Consider the following 3192-nt stretch of genomic DNA (forward strand, 5'->3'; position numbering starts at 1 on the left):
TGCGGTTAGCGGTCAGCTTATTTTATTCAAAAGCACCATCTGCGTGGTACAGGCTTTGGCCTTGGCCGTTGGCCACGCTACGCGAATGGCCACGCTGTGCGAACGACGCTGTGAATAACCCTGCAGGCTTCGATGCTGTGATATAGCGCTACGCGCAAGTCAGAAGTCAGAAGTAAGCTATGACTAAGTTTCGGAGTTTAGGAATTGTCTTACATCTGAATGCGTAGTGCTATAACCCATAAGCTGATCACTGAAAGCTGAAAGCTGAAAGCTGAAAGCTGAAAGCTGATAGCTGATAGCTGATAGCTGATAGCTGATAGCTTACATAGGGATGCAGCGCAATAGCAATTAAAAATAGCAATTAGCAATTCATCAATGACGAACTATCAGTTCAAGTTTCACCCATACCAGCGTCCCTTTAAGCATCCGTTGTCTACTAGTCATGGCAAATGGACAGTCAGAGAAGGTATCATTCTTAGCCTTAGTGATGAAATAGGGAACATTGGCTGGGGTGAAATTGCTCCTATCCCTTGGTTTGGTTCGGAAACTCTGGAACAAGCCTTTAATTTTTGCGAGCAATTACCTCAGGAGATTACTACAGAGGAGATTTTCGCCATTCCTGCTCAACTCCCCTGCTGTCAATTTGGGTTTGAATCGGCTTGGGAGCTAGTGATTGGCAAAGGACTTTGGACAAAGGACTTTGAACAAAGCAAACAACACTACAGTTACCTGTTACCGAGTAATCAAGCAGCAAAACAGTCCTGGGAAGCTCCCTGGAATCAGGGATACCGAAGCTTTAAATGTAAAATTGGTATTGCTCCGATTGAGGATGAAGTCAAGAGAGTTCAGGAGTTGGTTGAAGCAATACCTGCTTCTGCCCAATTGCGTTTGGATGCCAATGGGGGATTGACTAAACAACAAGCTGAGCAGTGGCTGATGGTATGTGACACTATTGGAGCCGTTGAGTTTATCGAACAGCCGCTACCTCCAGAGCAGTTCGATGTGATGTTGGAGATGAGCCACAACTATTCGACTGCGATCGCATTGGATGAATCTGTGGCAACCCTTGACCAACTTGAACATTGTTACCAGCGGGGATGGCGAGGAATTTTTGTGATTAAAGCTGCGATCGCAGGTTCTCGGAAACGACTACGGCAGTTTTGCCAAACCTATCCGATTGATACCGTGTTTTCATCCGCCTTGGAAACTACCATTGGTCAACAAGCGGTTCTACAGTTAGCAGCAGAACTCTCTGACCTCAAGCGAGCTGTAGGTTTTGGTGTCAACCATTGGTTTAATGAAGGTTTAACCTTAGATGGTTGAAGGTTTGATGGTTGAAGGTTTGATGGTTGAAGGTTTGATGGTTGAAGGTTTGATGGTTGAAGGTTTGATGGTTGAAGGTTTGATGGTTGAAGGTTATTGGGTGTTAAGGTGATTTGGTTAGATGGTTGAAGCTTTAAAGAGTAAATGTGGGGAAGATTCATACGTCCAACAGCCCCTAAGCTATGTCCAACAACGTTCTGGTGAACAATGGCTGATTGGTTATGATAGCCAGCAACTTCACCAACTCATTGAGCAATACTATCAGCAATTCTCCCAACTTTCCCAGGAAAAAGCACCGAAAATTCTTTTAGTAGAGCAAAGTCCTATTAAATTTATCGCCGCTTTCCTAGCTGCTGTTTCCAGTAATTGTCATGTCTTCTTAGGGAATCCCCACTGGGTACAACCAGAATGGCAACAAGTCCTTAACCAAATCCATCCCGATCTAATTATCGGAGAATTAGCCAGTATCATTGAGCCATCAAAACTCAATAATAAACACTCAACACTCAATATTAAATATAAATTATTCAATAATCAGCCCTCAGCACTCATTATGATTCCCACAGGGGGCTCATCTGGCAAAATCCGCTTTGCCATTCACACTTGGGAAACCTTGATGGCATCAGTAGCAGGGTTTCATCACTATTTTGGGAACAAGCCAGTGAATTCCTTTTGTGTCTTGCCTCTGTATCATGTCAGTGGTTTGATGCAGTTTATGCGATCGCTAACCACCGGTGGACGTATGGTGATTTTGCCCTTTAAAGCCCTCAAAGCTGGCAAAGGACGAGATATTGATCCCAAAGAATTTTTTATCTCTCTGGTACCGACTCAACTAGCCAAGCTGATCAACCAAGATGCGGTTGACTGGTTATCCCGCTTTCGGACAGTGTTGTTAGGGGGTGCTCCGGCTTGGGAATCCCTATTAACACAAGCAAGACAAGATCGTATTCCTTTAGCTCTCACCTATGGCATGACCGAAACCGCTTCTGGTGTAGTGACCCTTAAACCTGAAGATTTCCTCAGTGGTAACAGTGCTAACAGTGCTAACAATAGTTGTGGTCAGGTGTTACCCCATGCCAAGGTGACAATTCGCAATGGTACTGGGGAAATCGTGGAGGCGCTCTCTACCGGTGTGATTACTATTGAGGCAAAGTCCTTATTCCATGGCTACTATAGCGCTAGTAAAAATATCGCCCTAGAGTCTGAGCTAAGTAAATTTCCCAACAGAGTCCAAACGCTACAATCCGACGATTTAGGATATTTCGATCAACAGGGTTACTTATATACTGTTGGGCGTCGCAGTAACAAAATTATTACCGGTGGTGAAAATGTGTTTCCCGCTGAGGTAGAACAGGTAATTCGTGGCACAGGGCTCGTCAGTGATGTTTGTGTGATTGGCTTACCCGATGACTATTGGGGTCAAGTAGTAACCGCTGTTTTTGTACCTAGTTCCGATCAGGTTTCTGTTGCGATGGTGCAACAGAACGTAGAGGGGAATTTGAGTAAATTCAAGTGTCCTAAGGATTGGGTGGCGGTAGAATCTTTACCGCGCAATGGTCAAGGGAAATTGAATTATGAACAGGTGAAAGTTATTGCGCGAGACTGTTTAAGTTAATCTAAATTGTTAAGCTGGGGATAAATGCGATTGGCCTACGGCCACGCTGCGCGAACGCTTCTTGATAGTATAGCACTACCCATTCAGATGTTTGACATTCATAAACTCCAAAACTTAGTCATAGCTTACTTCTGACTTCTGACTTCGTTAGAGTCGATGCCTGGTATTACCCAGGGCACCTCTCCTTCAAATCTGGGCGTGCGACTTTCACCGCACCCAGCTCCTAGATATCCTGACCTTTCGGTCTGCTTCCG

General features: G+C 44.8%; 2 protein-coding genes. Both read left to right on the plus strand.

Going from position 1 to position 3192, the window contains the following annotated elements; all coding sequences use genetic code 11:
• Positions 1-375: 375 nt before the first annotated feature.
• Positions 376-1323, plus strand: coding sequence for an o-succinylbenzoate synthase (locus F6K20_RS31015; RefSeq protein ID WP_287297287.1), 948 nt, complete (start codon positions 376-378; stop codon positions 1321-1323).
• A gap of 121 nt (positions 1324-1444) precedes the next feature.
• On the plus strand, positions 1445-2938 hold the full coding sequence (locus F6K20_RS31020; protein WP_287297288.1) for a 2-succinylbenzoate--CoA ligase: 1494 nt from the start codon (positions 1445-1447) through the stop codon (positions 2936-2938).
• Positions 2939-3192: the final 254 nt, after the last annotated feature.

The sequence above is a fragment of the Moorena sp. SIO2C4 genome (assembly GCF_010672485.1).
GTDB lineage: Bacteria > Cyanobacteriota > Cyanobacteriia > Cyanobacteriales > Coleofasciculaceae > Moorena > Moorena producens.